We start from the raw sequence: 22,572 nt of genomic DNA, 5'->3' as shown, positions 1-22,572 counted from the left end.
AAATGACGGAGCAACAGGAGCAACGGGTCCAGCAGGAGCAGACGGAAACGATGGAGCAACGGGAGCACAAGGTCCAGTAGGACCAGCGGGAGCGGATGGAAATGACGGAGCAACAGGAGCAACGGGTCCAGCAGGAGCAGACGGAAACGATGGAGCAACGGGAGCACAAGGTCCAGTAGGACCAGCAGGAGCGGATGGAAATGACGGAGCAACCGGAGCGACAGGTCCACAAGGTCCAGCAGGGGCAGACGGAAACGATGGAGCAACAGGAGCGACAGGAGCAACGGGTCCAGCAGGGCAAAACGGTCAGGATGGTCAACAGGGTCCAGCAGGGCAAAATGGTCAGGATGGTCAACAGGGACCTGCAGGTCAACCAGGACAGGATGGTCAGGATGGACAAACAGGACCAACGGGTCCGGCAGGTCAAGACGGTCAGACTGGCGCAACAGGAGCTACCGGGGCAACAGGTCCAGCGGGTCCTGCAGGCCAACCAGGTCAGGATGGTCAGGATGGTGATCCAGCGACGGATGATCAAACTTTGGCAACAACAGGTGCTGCTGGTCAAATCTCTATTACAGGAGGAAACGCAATTACATTAAATGTAGACGATGCCGATTCAAATGCATCGAACGAAATTCAAACAATAACATCCACAGATGGTTCGGTAACCGTAACTCCAAGTGGTATCAATTATAACTTATCGGTACCAACAGCAGATGGTACGGAGACCGTTGTTACAGCAGGTACGGATATTAGTGTTACAGGAGACGGAAGTACAGCAACACCATATGTTATAAATAATGTGAGACCTGATATTTTCTATCCACCTTCAATTGAGGTAGATGTAGCAACAACTGGTACAGGTAGAACAATAGACTTACATGCGGAGTATTTGACTCAATATGGTACGCCAGCTGTGGTTAGTGCAGGAGCGCCAACAGCAATACCAACATATGCAAATAATGAATTGTATTACTACGTAACGTATTTTGATCCAACTGTTTTTGATAACGTTAGTGTAAATGCAGCTGGTATTATGACTTACGATGTTATTTCAGCACCAACTGATTATAATACATTGATTAACGTAGTTTTTGTAGCACAATAATTAGAGAATAGAAGCATACATCCCAAATCGATTTGAAAAAAACGCATATATATAAAACCATATTTCTCAGTATCGTTACTACGATACTGGGAGTGTTGGTATCTAACGCCCAGTTCTTACTGCAGGCACCTACGGATAGTGATCAAAATAACTTTCGTTGGTATGAAGCTTCAGACACGGCAACGGTACTTGGTACAGATTCTTTTTACGAAGTAACCCAACCAGGTATTTACTTTGCAACCTATGACGGTACTTTATGTGGCTCTAATGCAACAGGGTATTTTATTGTAACAGACTGTAATAATCCAGACAATGAAGTAACTTTGGATATTACTTCTAACGTACCAAGTACTGCTTCGGTAAGTTGGAGTCCGCCATTACCGGGAAATCAATTAAGCCCAATGGTTATTGCTACAGATGCCGTGGTAAAATATACAGCTCTAGTAACCAAAGCAGGTAACACGTTTAGCCTACCAAATTTTACGGTAGTGTGTTTGCCTGAGGCTGCAGATTTAGAAGATGATTTAGTAACTACAGATGAAGAAGTACCGGTAATAATAGATATTTATGGTAATGATGCCGATTTACCTGATGTAGGAGCCTTAACAACAACTGACCCGGCAAATGGTTCGGTAACTATTGATGATGGTGGTACACCAAACAATCCAATGGATGATATTGTAACTTATACTCCAGATGTAGATTTCAATGGTACTGACACTTTCGATTATACCATTTGTAATGCTTACGGAGACTGTAGTACGGCAACCGTAACTATAGAAGTATTACCAATTTTAGATACTAATGATGATTCTATTGCAATTGATATCAATGCAATCACAGTAATAGATACATGGCAAATAAATGATAACGATTTACCTACAGATGGTACATTTAGCGTAACACAACCAACCAATGGTTCGGTAACTGTTGATGATAATGGTACACCGAATGATCCATCGGATGATATACCGACATACTTCCCGAATAATAACTATTTAGGAACAGATGCATTTGATTATACGGTTTGTGATACAGTAGGTAATTGTAGCACATCGACCATAACAATTCTTATTAACCCGTTAGGTGTTGATATGGATAGTGATGATGATGGTATCGTTGATAGTTTTGAAGATTTAAATTTAGATGGCGATAATGACCCTTCTACCGACCCAACAGATTCTGATGGTGACGGCTTCCCAGATTATCTAGATATTGATGCTGACGGAGATGGTATACCAGATAATGTTGAAGCTCAAGCGACGGCAGATTATATTCCACCTTCTGGGATCGATGCGAATACCAACGGTTTAGATGATGCGTATGAAGCTAATGGTTTAACTGGATTATTCCCTGTGGATACAGACGGAGATAACCTACCTGATTATTTAGATGAGGATAGTGATAACGATAATGTACTAGATGCTATTGAAGCTCATGATTATGATCACGATGGTATTGCTGATGTTGTTAGTATTGGTTCTGATAAAGATAATGACGGACTAGATGATGGCTATGAAGGTGCAATTTCTGTTGATACAGATGTCAATGATGAACTTGATGATCCTTACGCACAACTGCCAAATACAGATAGTGACGAAGAGTCAGATTATAGAGATACCGATGATGACGACGATGGTATTGAAACCCGTGATGAGGATATCAACCTTAATGGAAATTATGCAGATGATGATTCTGACGATGATGGTATACCAAACTACTTAGATTCAGATTTAGGTCAGCTAGAAGAAGAAATTGAAGTTTTCAACGTTATTACACCTAATGGTGATGGCATTCATGATGTTCTAAGAATAGACGGTTTAGAGAATTACCCTAACAATACATTGAAAATCTATAACAGATGGGGTGTAGCGGTATATATGACGAAAGCATATGATACCGAAGGCAATGTCTTTGATGGAACATCTGAAGGTAGGGTAACCGTTGACATGGACAGTAAACTACCAGTAGGTACATATTTCTATATTCTAGATTATGAATTACCGAATGGAGAAACAGAAACACTGTCTGGTTACATATATATAAATAGATAATAAGAATGTTGAACACATATATAACCATACTTAAAAAGAATTTTCTAAAACGGGCTGTCGCAATAGTGGCATTTTGTTTTGGAGTGTTTTCTTATGGGCAGCAAGATGCGCAGTATACACAGTACATGTATAATACCATAAGTGTAAACCCCGCATATGCAGGATCTAGAGGGCATATTAGCATGGGCGCCTTGCATCGTTCTCAATGGGTAGGTTTAGATGGTGCGCCAACTACGCAAACTATTAATGTGCATTCACCTATTGGGTATAGAGGTGTAGGTTTAGGTTTGTCAATTGTTAATGACGAAATAGGACCTACCTCAGAAACTAATTTTGATATTGATTTCTCGTATACTGTATGGACATCTACAGAGGGTAGACTAAGTTTTGGTTTGAAAGCAAGTGCTAACTTATTAGATGTTAAGTTTTCAGAATTAGACCAGTATACAACAGATCCAACTTTGCAACAAGATATTGATAACAGACTATCACCTAACATTGGGGCTGGAGTATATTATCATACCGAAAGATTATATGCAGGTTTATCGGTACCTCGATTTTTAGAAACATCACATTTTCAAGAAACCAACCTTTCTACGGCTAAAGAACAAATGAACTTGTATTTAATTACTGGTTATGTTTGGGATTTGAATGAGTCTGTAAAGTTTAAACCGGCATTATTGACAAAGGTGGTGCAGGGAGCGCCGTTACAATTAGATTTATCGGCAAATTTCATGTTTAACGACAAGTTTATTTTAGGAGCAGCCTACAGATGGGATGCCGCATTTAGTGGTATGGTAGGTTTCAATGTATCTAATAAATTCTTAATTGGTTTGGCGTATGATAAGGAAACTACAGACCTTGGTAATACTGCTTTTAATGATGGGTCATTCGAAATAATTTTCAGATACGATTTCATTATAACCAAGAACAACTTAAAATCTCCTCGTTTCTTCTAGATTTTTCTTTTTATATATTCATCATTACGTATAATACGTAAAACGCCTTATTTTTACGTTATGAAGGAAGAACAGGTAATTCTCGTAAACGAAAATAACGAGCAAATAGGCACTATGGCTAAAATGGAAGCCCATGAAAAGGCAGTTTTGCATAGAGCATTTTCAGTATTTATTACAAATGACAGGGGTGAGATTATGCTTCAACAACGAGCGGCATCTAAATATCATTCTCCGTTATTATGGACAAATACATGCTGTAGTCATCAACGTGTAGGTGAAACTAATATTGAAGCTGGTAAACGTAGACTTCAAGAAGAAATGGGGTTTCAGGCAGAATTAAAAGAATTATTTTCCTTCATTTATAAAGCTCCTTTCGATAATGGTTTAACCGAACATGAACTAGATCATGTAATGATAGGTACCTATGATTCTGAACCAAATATTAATGCCGAAGAGGTAGAGGGATGGAAATGGATGTCTCCTGAAGATATAAAAGAAGATATCTCTAATAACCCTAATGAGTACACAGCATGGTTTAAGATTATCTTCGATAAATTTTACGAACACTTGTTTAAAATGTCTGCGAAATAATGAAAGTAAAAGTAAGTAGAAAAGCACATTTTAATGCCGCCCATCGATTATATAGAAAAGATTGGGATGACAGTAAAAACATAGAAATTTTCGGAAAATGTAACAACCCTAATTTCCACGGACACAATTATGAGTTAATTGTAAGTGTTACAGGAGAGATAGATGTTGAAACTGGCTTTGTTATGGATATGAAGGTGTTAAAAGATCTGATCAAAGTAGAGATTGAAGACTATTTAGATCATAAGAATTTAAATATTGAAGTACCCGAGTTTAAAACGTTAAACCCAACAGCAGAAAATATTTCGGTCATCATTTGGCAGAAGTTAAGACCGCATATTCAAAAATCGCACGATTTAGAAGTAGTGCTTTATGAAACGCCGAGAAATTTTGTAACGTTCTCTGGATAATTCAAGCATTAAAAGATAAGAAAAACTCCTATATAGCGTTATTTATCTGATTTAATTCACCAACAAATAAGATATACAATGATACATCCTCTGAAATTTAGACCAATTTTAAAAGAAAGACTATGGGGCGGTACCAAGCTTAAAGAAGTTTTTGGTAAGCCTATAGAAAGCGATATTACTGGCGAAAGTTGGGAGTTATCTACCGTTAAAGGTGATATTTCTGTTGTTGCCAATGGTAGCTTAGAAGGGAAGTCACTTCAAGAACTTATTGATTCGAATGCAGAAGAGCTTTTGGGTAAAAGTGTTGTCGAACGCTTCGGAAAAGAATTCCCTATTCTGATAAAATTTATCGACGCCAAACAAGATTTGTCTATTCAACTGCACCCAAATGATGCCTTAGCAAAAGAGCGTCATGATTCTTTTGGAAAGACTGAGATGTGGTATATAATGGATGCAGATCCTAAAGCAGAATTAATTGTTGGCTTTAGCAAAGATGTTACCAAAGAAGAATATGCTGAAAGTATTGATAATGATACCTTGCTTGATCTTCTTAATTATGAGGAAGTTAAAGAAGGAGATACTTTCTTTATTAATACAGGTAAAATTCATGCTATTGGAGCAGGGGTAATGTTGGCAGAAATTCAACAAACATCTGATGTAACTTATCGCGTTTTCGATTTTAATAGAAAAGATAAAGATGGTAATCTTCGTGAATTACATACAGAACTAGCATTAGATGCTGTAGATTATGAAAAGAAAGATGATTTCAAAGTTTCTTACGGTCATAAGAAGAATGAGGTAAATACAATGGTAGATTGCCCATACTTTAAAACCAACTTCATTGAGCTAACAGAGAATTTAGATTTAGACACTACACAAAGAGATTCATTTACCATATTTATGTGTGTTGGTGGCGAAGCTAAAATCAGCACTGCTGAAGGCGAAGTTTCAATAAAAAGTGGCGAAACGGCATTATTGTCAGCTTCTACAGAGAAGATTTCTTTACAATCTAGTGGTGCTAAACTATTAGAAGTTACTATTTAAGGTCTAATTAACTGTACGGCAGTTCAAAAATTGTATTTTTGCAAAAAAAATAATTAGAGATGGCAAGTATTAAAAATTTAAAGAAAGATATTAATAATGTTCTAGGTGACATTATAGAAGGTGTTTATATAGTTGAGGCTACTAATGGTACTACGCATTCAAAAGAAGGTTCTGCAATTATAGATGAGGCAATTTCATCTTTTGATGAATTGGTTGCTAAAGTCAACAAAAACGATGTTGAGAACAAGAAAGAACATTTCAAAGATGTAAGAAAAGATTTGGAAACTACGGCAACTAAATTGGTCGATGACCTTAACAAGTTGGTATAGTTTACCTCTTCCTTAAAATAAAAAAGCATCCTAATAGATTAGGATGCTTTTTTATTTATAATAAGTTGGTTTGTTCTATTTAATTCTTTTTCAATAGTTCAGCTAATTCTTTACCATATTTCGATTCAGCAACCTCTGGTGATAACACTTGGTAAATAGAATCTAAGTATTTGACATTGGCATCAGGTATTTCCTTTAAAGCGATGTATGGCGCTATAAACGACGATTTATTGTTTAAGGCAAAATTAATAGCAAACGCATAACCTCTTTGTGTATTTCTATTACTGATATTTTCTAAAGAATCAATACTTATTTGGCTAAGTTGATTTTCTGGTTGGGCAGCCTTCATCATTATTTCAACATTCCTTTTATTGATACCCGTCATGGTCTGTTTATATTCTTCAAATTTTTCTTGAGATTCAGAACCAGTTATTTTAGCAGTAGTATCAAATGTGTTCCAGTCTGTATTAATAGTAGTTGTGCCTGGTTCAGCAAAGAAAGTAATGCGGTCGTTAATGTCGTTATTGTCTTTTTTATCTAAGTACAGGTAGAAAATCTCTGGACTCATTAATTTTGTAGTAAAAGAGAAATTACCATCTCCGTTTATGGTAACAGAATCAACAGTAATAAGAACCGAGTCAGGTAAATGTTGTAAATACAGCGTACCTTTTTTAAGTCCTTTTATTTTACCGTTCACAATCATAGTTTCCTCTGGGTTGTCACCACATGAACCTAAAGCCAGTAATGCTGCAATAACAAATAATATTTTCTTCATTCTATTTATTTAGGGCGCAAATATCTATAAAATTTGACAATAAAGAACGCCAACCCTTTATTTTGTTATTAATTATGAACACCTATAAGCTAGATGCAACTTCCATTAAATAAGCGCAAAGTAAGGCGCCACCAGTACCTACAACATAGCCTAAAACAGCTAATAGCACACCAACAGAAGTTAATGACGGGTGAAACTCAGCAGCAACCACAGGAGCGGAAGCGGCACCGCCAACATTCGCTTGACTACCTACCGCTAAAAAGAAATAGGGAGCTCTAATGAGCTTAGCAACTAATATCATTAATCCTGCATGAATGGCAATCCAAATAAAACCAACAGCGATTAATCCTGGGTTTTCAAGTACTTTATTTAAATCCATTTTCATACCAATAGTGGCTACTAGAATGTAAATGAACATGCCGCCAATTTTACTGGCTCCTGCCCCTTCGTAATTTTTTGCCTTGGTAAATGATAGCGCTATCCCTAAACCGGTGGCGATAACCACCATCCAAAAGAAAGCAGAACCTAAGAACGAAAGAAAGCTTTTTTGGTCGCTTACAGATTCAAAAGTATTGGTAAGAAACGTGCTGATGTTATCTCCGAAAAAATGTGCTAAACCAACGGCTGTAAAGGCTAACGATAGCATAATCATATAATCGTTCAAGGTAGGTACACGGGTGATTTTTTCGGTAAATTCCGTCACTTTTATTTTTAAGGTTTCAATAGCAGAAGTATCCGCTTTTAACCATGCGTCAATTTTTTTGGTTTTACCAACTCCTAAAAGCACAATGGCCATCCATACATTAGCAACCACGATGTCGATCAAAACCATTCCGCCATATTTTTCAGGGTTATATTGAAAAATTTCTAACATAGCAGCTTGGTTGGCACCGCCGCCAATCCAACTACCTGCGATAGTAGAAAGTCCCCTCCAAATAGCATCAAAATCATTTCCACCAACAGTATCCGGAGAGAAAATAGAAACAATAAGTATTGCAATGGGTCCGCCGATAATAATACCTGCACTACCCGTTAAAAACATAATGATGGCTTTAGAGCCTAAGTTTGATATTGCTTTTATATCTATGCTTAACGTCATAAGAACAAGCGCTGCAGGTAGTAAATACCTACTTGCCATAAAATACAAATTTGAAATCTCATCAGAAACGATCCCTGTACTTGTCAATATCGCCGGTAACAGGTAACAAATAAGTACTGCTGGTACAATGGAGTAGAATTTACTCCAAAAGCCAGTTTTTAAACTTGATGTGTAAAAGATGAAACCTAGACAAAGTGCCAATAGTCCGAATACTACGGTATCATTTGTAATAAGAGGTTGAGTAATAAGATATGGCATAAAATATAAGTAAGTTTGTATTTTCAAATATAGTTAATAAACCAAGTTATTGGCTATGTAATGTGCTACTCCGTCCGCTGTATTCTCTAAAGTTATATAATTTGAAATCGCTTTAACTTCATCTCTTGCATTAGCAACGGCAATACCACAACCTACATTTTCAAGCATTTCAATATCGTTGTAATTATCACCAAAGGCAATGATGTCTGTTAGCAATTCATGCTCTTCCATGAGCAGTTTAATAGCAGAAAGTTTCGATACAGATTTTGGAGCAATTTCGATAAGCGTATCATTAGAACGGTATAGGTTAAGAGAATCACCTAGTTTTTCTTGGAGTATTGGCATTAATATATCGGCACTTGTTTTTGTACACATGAGCATAATTTTATGTGCACCTATATTACGCTCTTGCCAATTTTTTAAAGTTTGCTCGGTGTCTTGAAATACTGGGGTAGATTTGGTGTAGTTTATTTCTTTTTCTACACGTAAAGAAGTTTTAGGTACAAACCATTCATTATTATAATATAATCCTAAGTCAGCTTCTAGTCCCAAGCACAACTCGTTGATGGTGTTTAAAATATCAATAGGGATAAACACCGAATTAAGTTCTTTATTACCTGATAAAACCAACGCTCCGTTATAGCAAATGATGGGCTGGTCTGTAATGCCTAGGTCATCTTGTATATACCACATTGCACTGGGCATTCTAGCAGAAACAAGTATGATTTTGGTTTCATTTTTTATTTTTCGTATTTGCTCTATAGCGTTTAGAGAAACATCACTTTTTGTAGAGAGTAAGGTACCGTCTAAATCTGAACACAAAATTTTATACTTCATATTAGATATTTAACCAGTAGGTAAGTTTAAGATTGATAGATCTATATTTTGGCTCGAAAGAGTTGACAAAGTAATTATCGTTATAAACGATAAACAGGTCAGACAAAGGAGCAAAACGCCATTGTAGTCTAGAATTGAAACCTAAATTATCTCTTTGATTACTATACTGTATCAGCGTTGACCAAAAAATAGATTTGCTAAAGGTAACGTCTATTTTCGGACTAATTAGCCAAATATCTGTACTGGAATAGGGTTCGGGTAGCGATATTTTATCATAGTTCATCGCTAATGATAAAAATACCTTTGGTTGAAACCTTAAGTACATTTCTGCCCCTAAAGAGAATCTATCACCATTGAAAAAGCTACCCATGGTTGGTGATATAGAATAGGCAAATCTTTTTCTACTATCAGATTGATATTCTAATGAAACATAATTATAATGATAACCTACCTCATTAGGTAAGGGTATGGCATCGTCTATATCGGTTGGGTCAAATTCATCAAAAAGGTAGGTGTAAGAATGTGTATATGATACATTGATTTCTGACTGGTCGTTAAATTTTGACTCCCAAGCGCCCATTAAATCATAATCTGTATGAAGAAAATCATTTTCGGGGCTCCAAGTCATAACGGGGAAGAACTGAAAACTATGGCTTTGCAAGGCGCTATCTTCTGGCCAGAAAACACGCTGGATCATCGTTGCTGATTTAAAAATATCTGTTCTACGAATAAAACCAAGGTCAGACCTAAAATCTTCACCAATGTAAACAGCATCTTCAAAAAAGTTCCAGTTTCTTGAGTTATACTGCATAAATGCACCCGATGAAAGATTTGCTTTTCCTGCATTGTGGGCAAAAGATTTGTGTAAATAGAATTTACCGTTCCATACATTGTTGTCAGAAATAAGGTTATAATCTATACCTGCAACTCTATTATAGCGATCATCGGGATCTTGAAATTCGTAATCTTCAAAAGTTTGTCTATTAATAAAGAACATGCCAATGTTAGATCGCCCAAAAACATTTTGTTGTAGCGCTAACATGGTATTATTATTAGATGCAATTTGTTCGTCTAAATCTTCAGCGGTCTGTAAATTTAGAAACCCTAATCTAAGCCCTTTGTTTAACTTGCCGCTTAAACGAACACCACCAATAATTTTATTTTCGATGGAATTGTCGGCAGTGTCTTTTGCAATACCTATTCGTCTAGAGAAAAACGGATTAGCATCTCTACCACCGCCAAAACTGCCAAACAGATCACTATTATCTATAAAAAATTGTCTTTTCTCAGGAAGTGAAACTTCAAAACGGGTTAAGTTGGTTATTTGGTCATCAACTTCAACTTGAGAGAAATCTGGATTTACGGTAACATCTAAATTCATACTATTACCAATGGCAATTTTAGCGTCACCACCAACATTAACTTTAGTTTTAGCTTCATTAAGTTCAAAGTCTTTTTGAGACCCTAGATTTACATAGGGAATAATAGCTAGGGGTGTACGATATTTACCTAAAGGTTTCTCGAAAATCATATCACCCATAAAGGTTAGTCCGTATATATTCTGATTTTGCGGAATATTTGTCCATGTACTATTCTCGTTAGATTGGGTGTCAAATCTATAGCTATTAAAACGCCATTTGGTTTCGCCTTCTTTAAATTTGAATGCGGTTAAGGGGATGACCATTTCTGCAGTGTAATAACCATCGTAAATTTTAGAATCTCCTCGCCATTTAACATCCCATGAAATGGTAAAACCGTTTAAATTAAGTCCGCCACCTGAAACTAGCCCTTCACGACGAACACCATACGGATTGATGCCAAAAAGAAAGGCATTGTTACCGTCATTGAACGTATCAAAAAGTAGCGTGATATTATCGCTGTTACCAGCCCTAAAATCTCGTTTTAAAGATTGAATGGAATAGTCGTTACCAGCAGTATATACAGTAATACCAACATAAAGATTATTGTTGTCATACATCATCTTTATATCAGTCTGCTTTTTTGACTGAACCGTATCTAAGGGAAAATATTGCCAAAACTCTTTTGCCTTGTCTGCAGTTTCCCAACTTGGCTCGTCTAAAATTCCGTCAGGAGTAATTTTATCGTTAGTTTCTTTAACTACAAATGATTTGTCTGAGATTTGTCCATTTAGAGAAAAGCAAAAAAGTATAAGTACAAGGGTACCTAGGTATTTGGTCATTTTGGTCATAGTTTGGTAGAAGACCAAATTTAAGATTTTGTTTTGTTAAAAAAATGCCAAACTCATTTTGGTTTAGGTTCTCTTTTGGTCTCTTTTAAAGCTTTCATTAAGATCCACTCTATTTGCCCATTGGTACTACGAAACTCATCTGCAGCCCATTTTTCAATAGCCTGCAGCATTTCTTCGTTGACACGTAGTGCAAAAGGTTTTTTCTTACTCATCTAATAACAAAAATATGAATTGTAGCCCTTGTTTAATGGTTTAAGGTACCAGTATTAACTATAGGTGAAACATCTTTATCCGAACAAAGAACCACCATTAGATTACTTACCATTGCAGATTTTCTTTCATCATCTAAATCTACTAAATTCTTTTTACTCAACTCTTCTAAAGCCATTTCTACCATACTAACGGCACCTTCAACTATTTTATGTCTTGCAGCAACAATGGCTGTAGCTTGTTGTCTTCGTAGCATGGCATTTGCTATTTCTTGTGCGTATGCCAAATACCCTATACGCGCCTCCAATACCTCTATTCCTGCCATAGAAAGGCGCTCTTGCAGTTCTTTTTCAAGTGCTTCACTTACTTCGTTAACACTAGATCTTAGTGTAATATCTTCGTCAAGCCCTTCATCTGCAAAATTATCATATGGGTACATACTTGCTAGTTTACGAACTGCAGCATCGGTCTGTACACGTACAAAGTTTTGATAATCATCAACATCAAAAGCAGCTTTATAGGTGTTGGTTACGCGCCATACAAGTATGGTGCTGATCATAACAGGATTACCCAGCTTGTCATTAACTTTTAAGCGTTCACTATCAAAATTACTTGCTCTTAATGAAATTCTTTTTTTGGTATATAAAGGATTCGCCCAAAACAGGCCATTCTCTTTAATTGTACCTACATACTTGCCAAATAGAAGTAAAACTCTTGAACTATTCGGATTCACCAATACAAAACCTGCACACATAAATAATGCGGCAAAAATCATAAAGGCACCAACATAGATTCTAAGAAGTGCAATACCGCCAACTAACAGTACTAAGGCAACAAGAAGCATTATGTAACCATTCTGTGCTTTGTGAATTTTTTCTACTTTCATAATTTATGATATTAAAATGATATCATAAATATATCAAATTAAATGATATGAATTACGAGTTAGAAGAAAATTGACTAAAAAATCGATTATCCGTTAAACTTTTTGTTCTTCTTTTTATTCGGATTTTTAAAAAGACGTTTGAAGAATCCGTCACGTTTAATTGGATTGCAATTCAATGCTTCTAATACAGAATTAGAAGGTTTTGGAAAATTAGATTTGGTGTACCTATTAAAATCTTTGTCTTTGTTCAATTCTTGCATCCATAGTGCAAATAGGGGTAGAGCGGCATTTGCACCTTGCCCTATACTCGTATTACTGAATCCGATTTCATGTTGATCAAGACCTACCCAAGTTATGTGAACCAGCTTCGGGGTCAGCGCAACAAACCAAGCATCTTTATTATTTTGGGTTGTACCTGTTTTACCGGCAATGTCATTTTTGAGTCCGTATGTATTTCTAAGTCTTGCCGCCGTTCCAGAATTGACCGTAGATTTCATCATTTCGATCATTATTTGACTAGTTTCTGCAGAAAAAGCGGTTTTTTCGTTCAATTCGGACTTAAATTCCACTAAAACGGAGTCTTTGTGGTTAGATATGCTTTTGATTAAAATCGGTTGAATATGCTTTCCATTATTCGCATAACTGGTGTAAGCTTGTGCCAAATCGATGATTTTGATTTCACCAGTACCTAGAGCAATAGAAGCTTCATTGGGTAATTTATCTTCTATACCCATGCTTTTTGCCATATCTAAAACATTGCCAATACCAGCTTGTTCCATTACTTTTACAGCAATGGTATTGATAGAATTGCTTAAACCTTCTTCCATAGAATAGTTAAGGTAAGCTTCGTCTTTGTTGCCAGAATTAGAAGGTGACCAACCTTTTAGATTATCATATTCAATTTCTTCGGCAGAGAAATAGGTACATGGCGAAACACCTTGTTCCACAGCAGTTGTGTACACAATGGGTTTGAATGTAGAACCGACTTGGCGTTTGCTTTGCGAAATATGATCATACTTATATTGTTCAAAATTAATACCGCCGATCCATACCAAGATATCACCATTAGTAGGGTCTACAGCTAAAGAACCCGTATTTAAGAATTTGGTATAATGTTGAATACTATCCATAGTACTCGCAGTTGTTTCTTCATCTTCTTGCCACGATTTGAAAGTCCTTTTTTGTTTGTCTTTAGATAAGCTATCTATAATTTGCGCATGCGACAAACCTGAACTCTGCAGTCTTTTATATGTAGGTGTTCGCTTGGCTATTTTTTCCATTAACTTTTTGTCTTTTAACCAAGGCGCGTTAGAACCGTAACTTTTTTCGAAACTATTTTGCAGTTTCGTCATATGTTGTACCATGGCTTCTTCAGCCAATTTTTGCATTTTATAGTTAAGGGTTGTGTAAATTTTTAATCCCGATGTATAGATGTTATAATTGGTATCATCATTTTGCTCGGCAATCCAACGCAGCATTTCTTTACGAACCTCTTCCCTGAAGTAAGGTGCAATTCCAGCATTGTAATCGAACTCTCTATAGTCTAAATTAAGACCTTCTTGAGAGTATTGTGCTACCTGTTCTTCTGAGATGAAATCATTGTTATACATAGCACGTAATACCAAATTACGTCTGCCCAAACTTTTATCAGGAAATACTCTTGGGTTATAGCTATAAGTAGCTTTTAGCATACCCACTAAAGTAGCGGCTTGTGTAGCGGTTATATCTTTAGTACTAGAGTTGAAAAATTTAAGAGCGGCACTTTCAATACCAAAGGTATTATCGCCAAAAGAAACGGTATTTAGGTAATTGGTAAGAATCTCGTCTTTAGTGAAAATTTTCTCTAGCCTTTTGGCGATGATCATTTCTTTCACCTTATCGACTACTATATTGGTTTTATTACGTTCTTTTCTTGGATACAAATTTTTAGCCAACTGTTGCGTAAGAGTGCTACCACCGCCAGAAGAGTTGTCGCCCAAAAGAACTGTTTTGAAACCGACCCTAATTAAACTTCTAATATCAACACCAGAGTGTTCGTAAAAACGTTCATCTTCTATAGCAATTAATGCGTGTATTAAATCTTTTGGAAAATCGGTAAAAGCAACTGGTTGCCGGTCATACAAGTAGTACTTACCAATTAATATATTATCTGCCGAATAAACTTCAGAAGCCATTTGGTATTGAAAATTGGAGAGTTCTTTTTTAGAGGGTATTTTACCCCATAAACCTATGTTGACACTACCTATAAATATGATAAATAATACGAAAAGACTTAGTATGCCTAAGCCGATTATTTTACGAATGCTTAATTTTCGTTTAGATGATTTTCTCGTCTTCTTCTTCATATCCGCAAGTTCAGATATAAATTTAATCTTACCAAGTTTTAACAATACCTTAAAATATGTTGTACTATTTTTGGATAAAATTATAGTGATGAAAAATTGTATTATTTTATTGTTTTTGGTAACGAATTTCACCTTTGCGAATGATATGTATTGGTCAAAAACTGGGCATAGAGTTGTTGGTGAAGTTGCTGAGCAACATTTAAATAAAAAGGCAAAACGTGCCATTGAAAGTTTGTTGGAAGGGGAGAGTTTGGCTGCTGTTGCCAATTTTGGCGATGAAATAAAATCTGACCGGGCCTATCGCAAATTCAGTGCGTGGCATTACGTGAATATTCCTTTTGGCAAAACCTATGCAGAAATAGAGAAGAATGAATATGGCGATTTGGTACAAGGGGTTAATACATGTTTAGAAATTATAAAAGACGAAAACAGCAGTAAAGAGGATAAAGCCTTCTATCTAAAATTTTTGGTTCATTTAATTGGAGATTTACACCAACCTATGCATGTAGGCAGAGGAGAGGATAAGGGAGGTAACGATATTCAACTACAATGGTTTGGTAGTGGTACCAACTTACATAGAGTGTGGGATTCTAATATGATCAATGAAAACGGAATGAGTTTTACAGAACTCGCTACTGAATACCCGGAAATGTCTAAAGAGCAAATTAAATTTCTACAAAGCGGTAGTTTGCTTGACTGGGTAGAAGAATCTCATCTATTGGCAGAGAAAGTTTATGCATCGGTAGAGCCTGGCGAAAAATTAAGCTACCGATACAGTTATGATTGGTGGGATACTGCTGCCGATCAATTACAAAAAGGCGGAGTTCGCCTTGCTGCAGTATTGAACGAGGCATTTAAATAATTATCGTTTAGATATTTTATTTCCTGTAATGTTGCGTTGTCTAGAACATCTAAATCGGTCCATTTCATCGAATCTTAATTTAGCATGCTTTGTGGCGCGGCCTTGAACACGTTTGCGCCACATTCTAAAACTACTTGGTTTCATTTCGCGACGCATGACTTCGATAGTCTCTTGTTCGCTAATACCAAATTGAAAAGTAATGGCTTCAAATGGCGTACGGTCTTCCCATGCCATCTCAATAATACGATCTAATTCTCTTTCTGTAAATTCTTTAATCATAGCCGTATAAAGATAATACATGATCATAAATAGAGAAGAACACGTATCCGTTTTTTTATAGCTCAAAAAGAATAGAGCAAAAAAAGAAAGCTTCTAAATGGGGGTGGAATTTACCATCTGGTAGCTTTAAAATTTGATTACTATATATAAGGTATACTAGTTACACCAAAACATTCTTTAATTCATTGCGGTATTCTGACGGATTTTGACCTGTAAATGCTTTGAACGATTTATTAAAGTGAGAGAAGTTATTGAATCCGCATTCAAAACAAACCTCGGTAATACTCATTGGTTTTTCTGCCAAAAGTTTAGAGGCGTGTACTAAACGATATTCGTTAACGAATTGTATGTACGTTTTATTCGTAATCTTTTTAAAGTACCTACAGAAAGATGGTATGGTCATACTCACCATAGAAGATATCTCTTCTAGCGTAAGTTCTTCTCTAAAGTTATTTTTAACGTGATTGAATACAATGTTAATACGGTCATTATCCTTAACATCTGTGGTAAATGAAAAACCTTCTGCATTCAACAAACGCATATCTTCTGAATTTCCTAATTCATTTAATATATTAAGGATGGAAAGTAACCGTTGAAAATCTGTCTGATATTCCAAAACCTCCATTTTGTCTCCTATTTTTCGTTTTGTCTTCCCAGAAAAGGCAATTCCACCACTAGCGCTATTAAACAAGCTTGCTATTTTCTTCATCTCGGGAAGGCTAAAGAAGTCTGGTCCCAAAAAATCTAACTTCATTTGAACAACCGTTTCACTAGTATTACCGGTAAGGGCATCTGTAAAGCCGCAATGAGGTAAATTGCTACCTATTAATATGAGGTCACCATTCGTATAATACGATACATGACTACCAATCTGTCTTTTACCAGAGCCGCCGTTTACATATACTAACTCAAGTTCTGGGTGGTAGTGCCAAAGATTATTTTTATTCAATCGATGTTCATCAAACTTTTGATAAGTAAAAGAATGACCGAAATCTGGCTTAATAGCTTCGAATGTAGGTTTTTGTTTTACCATGATATTAGGGGATTATACTATTAAATTAAACCTTCTAATTTGTATGTTCTTTGCAAAATTAACTAAAATATGTGGAATCTTAACCATAGGGTAATAATCGATATATGAAGTGGTTAAAATAGCACACAAATTGGGAAAATATGATGTAGTGAGAGTTTTATAACGGCTGTATGTTTGTAGTGTAAATTATCATTAACCCTTAAATAATTTATATTATGAAAAACCTAGTAAAATTCACAACAGTTGTTGCCTTTATGTTAGCTACAGTAGCAGGCATGGCAAGAGAGCCAAAATTAAACCTATTATCTGCGGGTAAAGCCAAGAGTGTGGTTTTAACAATGGATGCATCTATTAATGGTGTACAGGTTAAGTTAATGGATTCTGATTTAAATGTTATTTATTCAGAAAAAATGACCGAAGGTCAGTTTAGCAAGAAATTAAATCTTAAAGATTTGGTAGACGGAGTATACTACTTATCTGCCGATGATAATATGACAGCATATTCATATACAATCGTTTTAGATAACGATAATGTGAAAATCGTAGAATCTGATGAAGAAATCAAGCCTTTCTTTAGAAAGACTGATAATATGATCTTCATGAACTATTTAAACTTAGATAGAGCAGATATGTCTATCAAGATTTACGATACAGAAAGTAGAACAGTATTTACACAAGAAGTTGCAGATGAGTTGATTGTTGAGAAAGCATTCAATTTCACAGATGCTTTTCCAGGAACTTACACGGTAACCGTTAAGTCTGCAGGTAAAACATATACTGAAGAGTTTGTTGTTAATTAAGTTGATTTAAGTTGATTTAAGAAGGGGACGGGAGCGTCCCCTTTTTTTTTGCTATAATTTTAAGTACATAAAAGCCCAATACATTAATGCAAATTGTATTGGCAATCTCAGTAAAAGTGCCCACTTTGGTAATCCTGCACTTGCCTTTTCGCTAGACAACATATAAAAGTGCACCAATAAGAATACGGCTAGCATAGCAATAATGCCATAAATGGAAAAGTTTTTGGTCTCTTTAAAAAATAGACCAATACCCAAAACAATCTCTGCTACACCACTTAGCAGAACCAAAGCTTTGTGAGCAGGTAAGTAGCGTGGCATAATTCTAAGATATATCTTAGGTTTTATAAAATGCATAAAGCCCGCAAAAATATAGATTGCGCCCATTACATATAAGTGCCACGGATAAGTCATAGGTATTTTATAGTTTAATATTTTAAGCTTTGGTGTTTGTGGAAATCCAATTCATGATTTTTTCTTCAAGTAACGCTAACGGTACACAACCTACTTCTAAAACTTTCTCATGAAATATTTTAATGTCAAAATCTTTACCAAGGTTAGCTTCAGCCTTAGCACGAAGTTCCATGATTTTTAGCTGACCAATTTTATAGGATAGTGCCTGACCAGGATTTGCCATATATCTTTCTATTTCTGCGGTAATACTAGCCTCAGATTCTGCTTCGTTATCTAAAGAATATTGAATTGCTTTTTCTCTGGACCATCCTTTAGAATGTAAACCTGTATCTGAGACCAAACGAACTGCACGGTGCATTTCTGCCCCTAGCATTCCAAAATATCGGTATGGGTCAGTGTACAAACCTAGCTCTTTACCTAAAGATTCTGTGTACAAAGCCCAACCTTCACCATATGCGCTATACCAAAGTGTTTTTCTGAACTCGGGTAAATTTTCATTTTCTTGTGTCAGCGAAATTTGAAAGTGGTGCCCCGGTATTGCTTCATGCAAAAATAAATCTTCATCAGAGTAGGTGTTGTAAGCGGTAACGTCTGGTATAGGAACATAAAATATTCCAGGTCTGGTACCATCTAAAGAACCAGGGTTGTATTCTGCACTGGCAGAAGCTTCTCTAAAAGCCTCTGTTCGTCTTACCTCAAAAGGAGTTGTAGGTTGTTTGCTAAATAAAGCATTTACCTTAGGCATCATTCTTTTGTGGATGTCATTAAAATTATCGATAACCTCTTGTGGGTCTTTGAAGGGCATCAGTTCCTTTTTGTTACGAACCTCATTAAAGAACGCTTTTAGGTCACCTTTAAAACCTACTTGCTTTTTAACAGCTTCCATTTCAGCGCTAATTCTAGCTACTTCTTTTAAACCAATTTCGTGGATCTCTGCAGCCGTCATATTTGTTGTAGTATATAGCTTAATTTGATGATTATAATATGCATCGCCATCTGGTATACCTTGTGTTCCGCTAGTTTCTCTACCTGCATTTAAATATTCGGTAGCCATATAATCATGTAATTCTTTATATGCAGGAATTATTTTATTGGTAATTACATTTGTATAAACTTCAGTTAGCCTTTGTTTATCCGAGTCTGAGAAATCTGCAGGGAAGTTTTTAATCGGACTGTAAAATAAGTTGTCTTCAAGTTCGGTGTTAGTAACACTGGCTAGTTGCGGTAATACTTTTTTGATAAGCGATTTAGGTAAAACATTTTTAGCCTTAATACCTGCTTGCATTTTAGATTTAGCGGAGTGTAACCAAACTTCATAATCTTCTAAACGCTTGCTCCAGTTCATATAATCTTCGGTAGTCTCAAAAGGTTGCGCACTAGTACCACCAGCTAATTGCCCCATCATTAAATTCATGGACCACATTTGGTCTATTGGAGTATACTGCTCAAAAGCCAGTCCCTCTAAATTTACTTCACATTCCCATTTTAATATAGCTTTAGACATGAGCTCACTTTCAGAAAGTTGCGCATTGTCAAATTTCTCAGCTTTTTCTAAATATCCAGTGTAGTAGTTTATTAGTTCTTTCTTGTAACTATCTGAAAGAAAATTTGGTAAAGTATCATTATATCTATTATCACCTTGAAAAGTAGCGGCTAACGGATTCAATTTTAATCCGTCATCATAATAGTGAGCCAACAATGTAATAAAACCAATATTATGAATGGTTGGGTTCGTTGAAATCTCGGCATTCGTTTTTAATTGAGCTTGCGTATGTAGCCCAATAGTTAGGGCAAGTAGTATAACTAATTTTTTCATTGAATTGAATATTAAAATATTATAGGTATTTCTTGAACCTGTCCTTTTTATATTGCGGTACAGCTTCGTTGGTCATGAATAGTTCGAGCAAATCTTTGGATTTTTCTTTTGCGAACATCAATTCATAAAATTGTTGGGAGGTAAAAGTATTTTCAGATTGTTCCACTAATGTCATTTCATCACCAGCAGCTACAAGACCTTCTTCTAGTATTTTTACATAGGTACCTGGGTGATTATGGGTAATAAATTCTTTAAGTATTTTTTGTGTGCCAAAACGGATGCCTAGTTTATAGCAAGGCTCACGTGGCTGAGAAACTTGTACCAGCGCTTTACCGAGTTTATAAATATCGCCGACACGAATTTTAGATTCATCTAGACCTTCTACGGTTAGGTTTTCACCGAACATGCCCCAATCCCATTTTAAATTTGGGTAAAGATTCTTCCAATAATCATAATAGTCGGCAGAGAAAAGATAGCATGCTTTGTTGGTGCCACCATGGTGAACACGGTCTATTACAGTGTCATCTTTCACATCATTTTTAGTTAGAAATAAACTTTTAGAAGTTGGGTATTTGAAGATACCGGTTTGCTCTGTGGCGCCGTTCCATTCAAAAGTTACTGCATCTCCTATGTTCGTTGAAATTACCTTCATGGGGTGAAGATAAAAAAAGCACTAGTATTTATAATAAAAGGTTTACCTAAAGTTGATTAAACTGTTATTAAATTGGTTAAAAACAGCTTGTGTAAATGATTAACTATAGATTTTTATACTTCATATTTGCTAATTTCTAAATATAGTAATTAGAGTATTTGTATTAATGGGTTGTCAAAGTGTCTTTTAATATGATAGTATTTTGAGCGTTTTGTGATGAGCTATTTTCTGGGAAATACCAAAAAGAGATGGTTTTTAACGTGTCTATTTCTGTTTTTATCCTTTTCTCTTTTTTGTTAGTAGGTCCAATAAGCCTAACAAGGTGTTTGCCTTTTGTTAGACCCTCTAGATCTATATAAGTTTCAAATCCGAATCTGTCATTTTTATTATTTGTCAGAATAAATTCCTTTTCAAAATACGTAGTGTCAATTTTTATTTTAAAAATACGGTTCATTACATTCAAAAATTTTTGCTGTTTTTTTAGTGTTGCTTTTTCAGGTTCATTTGTTAACCCCATACCTTGAAACATTTTTTCTGGTTGAAAAGTAAATCCTCTTTTATCATTCTCTGGTTTCAATGTGGTATCGTTTTCGATAATTGCATCTTCAATGAAATTATTGAAACCAATAAATATTTTCATGTAAGGCTTGTCAATTACTTTAGATGAGATGGATATAAAGTCAATCATATCTTCTTTTTCGATTAATTGATCTTCGTAATTTAATTTATTAATAAACGTGCTAGATGAAGCCTGGTTAATAACTTGAAAATTTGAATTTTGATTTCCAGTTAATCCAAAAAATAGCGAAATCACGAAATAAAAGGGTAGAATATATATAGCAACCCATCTAGCTTTTTTTTGATCTAAAAAATTATAAACTAAAGGTCGATAGATAAAAGAGAGTGAAATAATATTGAAAACTTTATATATGGGATAATATAACTTAGCGGTCGTTTCATTTTTCTTCAAAATTCCCATACCTAGAAAATCAATAATTAATAATAAAATGCAAATAGCGTATGGTATTCCAATTAAGCACATTAAAATTATAGATACGGTTTTTGAAAACCAATCGGTCATAAAAATTAGGTAAACTAATAATTGAAAAATACCCATTATTAAAAAATAGGATAAAAAATAAAATACCATTAAAAAGGCCAAAGCAAATAGAGAACTACAAATATTTTCAAGTCTAGAGATATATCGATCAAAAGAACCTACTTTAACTTGAAGGAAATTTGTGAATTTATCGGTGTAACCAAGTTCTTCATAGTCAATTTCTCCAGAAACATAACGCAAGCCTAAGGTGCCAATCCACAACCCTCTTAAAATTACATGAATCAAAAGAACAATCATCAATATATAAACTCCATTAATAGTAGGTCCAAGCAAGAATTTATAAATTTCGTCATCTTGCTTTAAGGCTTTTAGATATTCAATTTGTAAAAAATCTTGTGATTGCCATAGCCCATATATTGCAAAACCAGATATTATGAGTTCAAGTTGCCAGCTTTCAGTTTGTAGCTTGTCTAATAATTTTTTAAAAGAAGTAGAGCTATGGTTGTTATTCATGGTTTTGATTATTTCAAGAAAGATAACAACATTTA

The 22,572-nt window shown here is 35.4% G+C and carries 22 protein-coding genes; 9 read left to right on the top strand and 13 right to left on the bottom strand.

Annotated features, from left to right (window positions below; all coding sequences use genetic code 11):
- The 7 genes from Q0871_RS13635 to Q0871_RS13605 all read left to right on the top strand — a co-directional run.
- Positions 1–1,108 (top strand): hypothetical protein (locus Q0871_RS13635; protein WP_299324760.1); only part of this gene is annotated, 1,108 nt, incomplete at its 5' end.
- A 32-nt stretch (positions 1,109–1,140) separates the two neighbouring features.
- Positions 1,141–3,162, top strand: a complete 2,022-nt coding sequence (locus tag Q0871_RS13630; RefSeq protein WP_299324757.1) for a gliding motility-associated C-terminal domain-containing protein — start codon at positions 1,141–1,143, stop codon at positions 3,160–3,162.
- A 5-nt stretch (positions 3,163–3,167) separates the two neighbouring features.
- Positions 3,168–4,121, top strand: a complete 954-nt coding sequence (locus tag Q0871_RS13625) for a type IX secretion system membrane protein PorP/SprF (protein ID WP_299324754.1) — start codon at positions 3,168–3,170, stop codon at positions 4,119–4,121.
- Positions 4,122–4,181: 60 nt separating this feature from the next.
- Positions 4,182–4,712 (top strand): isopentenyl-diphosphate Delta-isomerase, encoded by a 531-nt coding sequence (gene idi, locus Q0871_RS13620; protein WP_299324752.1) that lies wholly within the window; start codon positions 4,182–4,184, stop codon positions 4,710–4,712.
- Positions 4,712–5,119 (top strand): 6-carboxytetrahydropterin synthase, encoded by a 408-nt coding sequence (locus Q0871_RS13615; protein WP_299324749.1) that lies wholly within the window; start codon positions 4,712–4,714, stop codon positions 5,117–5,119. Before idi ends, Q0871_RS13615 begins: the two co-directional genes overlap by 1 nt.
- 81 nt (positions 5,120–5,200) lie before the next feature.
- Positions 5,201–6,163: a type I phosphomannose isomerase catalytic subunit gene (locus tag Q0871_RS13610; RefSeq protein ID WP_299324775.1), complete on the top strand. Its 963-nt coding sequence runs from the start codon at positions 5,201–5,203 to the stop codon at positions 6,161–6,163.
- Positions 6,164–6,222: 59 nt separating this feature from the next.
- A complete protein-coding gene (locus Q0871_RS13605; RefSeq protein ID WP_299324746.1) occupies positions 6,223–6,492 on the top strand; it encodes a hypothetical protein in 270 nt (89 codons plus the stop codon).
- Positions 6,493–6,571: 79 nt separating this feature from the next.
- Here Q0871_RS13605 and Q0871_RS13600 read toward each other — a convergent pair whose 3' ends face one another.
- The 7 genes from Q0871_RS13600 to Q0871_RS13570 all read right to left on the bottom strand — a co-directional run bounded on the left by Q0871_RS13600 (position 6,572) and on the right by Q0871_RS13570 (position 15,111).
- Positions 6,572–7,267, bottom strand: coding sequence for a DUF4369 domain-containing protein (locus Q0871_RS13600; protein WP_299324745.1), 696 nt, complete (start codon positions 7,265–7,267; stop codon positions 6,572–6,574).
- Between the two features lie 82 nt (positions 7,268–7,349).
- Entirely contained in the window at positions 7,350–8,624 is a 1,275-nt protein-coding gene (locus Q0871_RS13595; protein WP_299324742.1) for a DUF819 family protein, read from the bottom strand.
- Positions 8,625–8,657: 33 nt separating this feature from the next.
- Entirely contained in the window at positions 8,658–9,461 is an 804-nt protein-coding gene (locus Q0871_RS13590; protein ID WP_299324740.1) for a Cof-type HAD-IIB family hydrolase, read from the bottom strand.
- Between the two features lies 1 nt (position 9,462).
- Positions 9,463–11,661: a DUF5916 domain-containing protein gene (locus Q0871_RS13585; protein ID WP_299324737.1), complete on the bottom strand. Its 2,199-nt coding sequence runs from the start codon at positions 11,659–11,661 to the stop codon at positions 9,463–9,465.
- A 62-nt stretch (positions 11,662–11,723) separates the two neighbouring features.
- Entirely contained in the window at positions 11,724–11,882 is a 159-nt protein-coding gene (locus Q0871_RS13580; protein ID WP_299324736.1) for an Arc family DNA-binding protein, read from the bottom strand.
- Between the two features lie 32 nt (positions 11,883–11,914).
- Positions 11,915–12,766 carry an SPFH domain-containing protein gene (locus tag Q0871_RS13575; RefSeq protein WP_299324733.1) on the bottom strand — a complete coding sequence of 284 codons (852 nt, stop codon included), beginning with the start codon at positions 12,764–12,766 and terminating at the stop codon, positions 11,915–11,917.
- A gap of 86 nt (positions 12,767–12,852) precedes the next feature.
- The gene (locus Q0871_RS13570) at positions 12,853–15,111 is read right to left on the bottom strand and encodes a transglycosylase domain-containing protein (protein WP_299324730.1); all 2,259 of its coding nucleotides are present in this window, start codon (positions 15,109–15,111) and stop codon (positions 12,853–12,855) included.
- An 88-nt stretch (positions 15,112–15,199) separates the two neighbouring features.
- On the opposite strand from Q0871_RS13570, the gene Q0871_RS13565 reads away from it, so the two are divergent.
- Positions 15,200–15,973 (top strand): S1/P1 nuclease, encoded by a 774-nt coding sequence (locus Q0871_RS13565; RefSeq protein WP_299324728.1) that lies wholly within the window; start codon positions 15,200–15,202, stop codon positions 15,971–15,973.
- On the opposite strand, the gene Q0871_RS13560 is transcribed toward Q0871_RS13565, so the two are convergent.
- Positions 15,974–16,252, bottom strand: coding sequence for a TIGR03643 family protein (locus tag Q0871_RS13560; protein ID WP_299324774.1), 279 nt, complete (start codon positions 16,250–16,252; stop codon positions 15,974–15,976).
- Positions 16,253–16,412: 160 nt separating this feature from the next.
- Positions 16,413–17,285 carry an AraC family transcriptional regulator gene (locus tag Q0871_RS13555; protein ID WP_299324725.1) on the bottom strand — a complete coding sequence of 291 codons (873 nt, stop codon included), beginning with the start codon at positions 17,283–17,285 and terminating at the stop codon, positions 16,413–16,415.
- 215 nt (positions 17,286–17,500) lie between these two features.
- Between Q0871_RS13555 and Q0871_RS13550 the strand changes: the two genes are divergently transcribed.
- Positions 17,501–18,085 (top strand): hypothetical protein, encoded by a 585-nt coding sequence (locus Q0871_RS13550; RefSeq protein WP_299324722.1) that lies wholly within the window; start codon positions 17,501–17,503, stop codon positions 18,083–18,085.
- A gap of 51 nt (positions 18,086–18,136) precedes the next feature.
- On the opposite strand, the gene Q0871_RS13545 is transcribed toward Q0871_RS13550, so the two are convergent.
- The 4 genes from Q0871_RS13545 to Q0871_RS13530 all read right to left on the bottom strand — a co-directional run bounded on the left by Q0871_RS13545 (position 18,137) and on the right by Q0871_RS13530 (position 22,537).
- Positions 18,137–18,496, bottom strand: coding sequence for a MauE/DoxX family redox-associated membrane protein (locus tag Q0871_RS13545; protein WP_299324719.1), 360 nt, complete (start codon positions 18,494–18,496; stop codon positions 18,137–18,139).
- Between the two features lie 22 nt (positions 18,497–18,518).
- A complete protein-coding gene (locus Q0871_RS13540; protein WP_299324717.1) occupies positions 18,519–20,312 on the bottom strand; it encodes a DUF885 family protein in 1,794 nt (597 codons plus the stop codon).
- A gap of 19 nt (positions 20,313–20,331) precedes the next feature.
- Positions 20,332–20,964 (bottom strand): MOSC domain-containing protein, encoded by a 633-nt coding sequence (locus tag Q0871_RS13535; RefSeq protein WP_299324714.1) that lies wholly within the window; start codon positions 20,962–20,964, stop codon positions 20,332–20,334.
- A gap of 163 nt (positions 20,965–21,127) precedes the next feature.
- The gene (locus tag Q0871_RS13530) at positions 21,128–22,537 is read right to left on the bottom strand and encodes a hypothetical protein (RefSeq protein ID WP_299324711.1); all 1,410 of its coding nucleotides are present in this window, start codon (positions 22,535–22,537) and stop codon (positions 21,128–21,130) included.
- Positions 22,538–22,572 lie beyond the last annotated feature (35 nt).

Source organism: uncultured Maribacter sp., from assembly GCF_947500985.1.
Classification (GTDB): domain Bacteria; phylum Bacteroidota; class Bacteroidia; order Flavobacteriales; family Flavobacteriaceae; genus Maribacter.
The sequence above is the reverse complement of the archived record's forward strand: the minus strand, read 5'-3'. Positions and strand labels throughout refer to the sequence as shown.